At 78.1% G+C, this 1,711-nt stretch carries 1 protein-coding gene; it reads left to right on the top strand.

Features of this window, described 5'->3' with window-relative positions; genetic code table 11:
- Positions 1–1,711: hydantoinase/oxoprolinase family protein (locus tag VGR37_11465; protein ID HEV2148011.1), on the top strand; the 1,711-nt coding region annotated here is incomplete at both ends.

Here is a 1,711-nt window from a genome sequence, read left to right as displayed (position 1 = left end):
CGTTCGAGGTGCGCTCGCCGGAGGAGGCGCCGGTGCTGGCCGCGCGGCTGGTCACCGGGACGCCGGCCGGCGGTCCGCTCCCGCCGCTGGCGATGCGGCTCGCCACCACGCGCGGCACCAACGCGCTCCTGGAGCGCCGCGGCGCGCCTACCGCGCTCTGGATCACCCGCGGCTTCGGCGACCTGCTGGAGATCGGTACGCAGCAGCGGCCGGAGCTGTTCGCGCTCCGGGTGGAGAAGCCGGCGCCGCTGTACGCGGAGGTGGTGGAGGTCCCGGAGCGGCTGGCGGCGGACGGGAGCGTGCTCCGGCCTCTCGACGTGGAGGCGCTGGCGCCCGTGGCGGAGCGCCTGGTCCGCTCCGGAGTGCGCGTCGCGGCGGTGGCGCTGATGCACTCCTTCCGCAACCCGGCGCACGAGCACGCCCTGCGCGACCTCCTCCTCCGCGCCGGCTTCGAGGCGGTGTCGTGCTCGGCGGACCTCGCCCCCTTCATCCGGCTCCTCCCCCGCGCGGAGACGGCCGTGGTGGACGCCTACCTGGACCCGACGCTCTCCGGCTACCTGGCCGGGGTCCGCGGCGCCCTGGGCGGCGGGCGGCTGCACGTGATGACCAGCGCGGGCGGGCTCGTGCGGCCGGAGGACTTCCGTCCCCGCGACTCGCTCCTCAGCGGCCCGGCCGGCGGGGTGGTGGGCGCCGCGCTGGCGGGGCGGCGCTCCGGCTTCGGGCGCGTGGTCGCCTTCGACATGGGCGGCACCAGCACCGACGTGGCGCGCTGGCAGGGCGACTTCGAGTACGTCTGGGAGCACGAGGTCGGCGGGGCGCACCTAGTCGCCCCCGCGCTGGCCATCGAGAGCGTGGCCGCCGGGGGAGGCTCCGTCTGCACGCTGGACGCGCAGGGGCTCCGGGTGGGACCGGAGAGCGCGGGCGCCTCGCCGGGGCCGGCGTGCTACGGCGCGGGCGGGCCGCTCACCGTCACCGACGTCAACCTCCTCCTGGGGCGCCTGTCTCCGGAGCGGTTCGGCATCCCCGTGGACCCCGCCCCGGCGGAGGCCGCGCTCGACGCGCTCCGGCGCGAGCTGCGCGAGCGCACCGGGGAGGACGCCGGACGCGAGCCGCTCCTGGCAGGCTTCCTGGAGATCGCCGACGAGCGCATGGCCGACGCTATCCGCGGGATCTCGCTGCGCCGCGGCTACGACCCCGCCGAGCACGCGCTGGTGGCGTTCGGCGGGGCGGGGGGGCAGCACGCCTGCGGCGTCGCCGCGCGCCTGGGGATCGGGGTCGTGCTGGTCCCGCCCGACGCCGGCCTGCTGAGCGCGCTGGGGATCGGCCACGCGCCGCTGGAGCGCTTCGCCGAGCGCCAGGTGCTCCGTCCGCTGGAGGAGGTGGAGCCGGAGGTCGCCGGCTGGATGGAAGGGATGGGCGAGGAGGCGTCCGCCGCAGTGGCGCGCGAGGGCGTCGCCCGCACCGGGGTGGAGGTCCGCCGCCGCATCGTGGGGCTCCGCTACGCCGGCCACGACGCCGCGCTCACCGTGGAGTGGAGCCCCGGGGTGTCGCTGCGCGCGGCGTTCGAGGAGCGCTACGCGGCGCTCTACGGCCACCGCCCGGAGCGCCGCCCCGTGGAGCTGGAGTCGCTGCGCGTCGTCGCCTCCACGCGCGTGGCGGAGCCGGAGCCGGTCCCGCCGCCCGAGCCCCACGTCCCCCCGGCGGAGAGCCG

This window comes from Longimicrobiaceae bacterium (assembly GCA_035936415.1).
Taxonomy (GTDB): Bacteria; Gemmatimonadota; Gemmatimonadetes; order Longimicrobiales; family Longimicrobiaceae; genus JAFAYN01.
The sequence above is the reverse complement of the archived record's forward strand: the minus strand, read 5'-3'. Positions and strand labels throughout refer to the sequence as shown.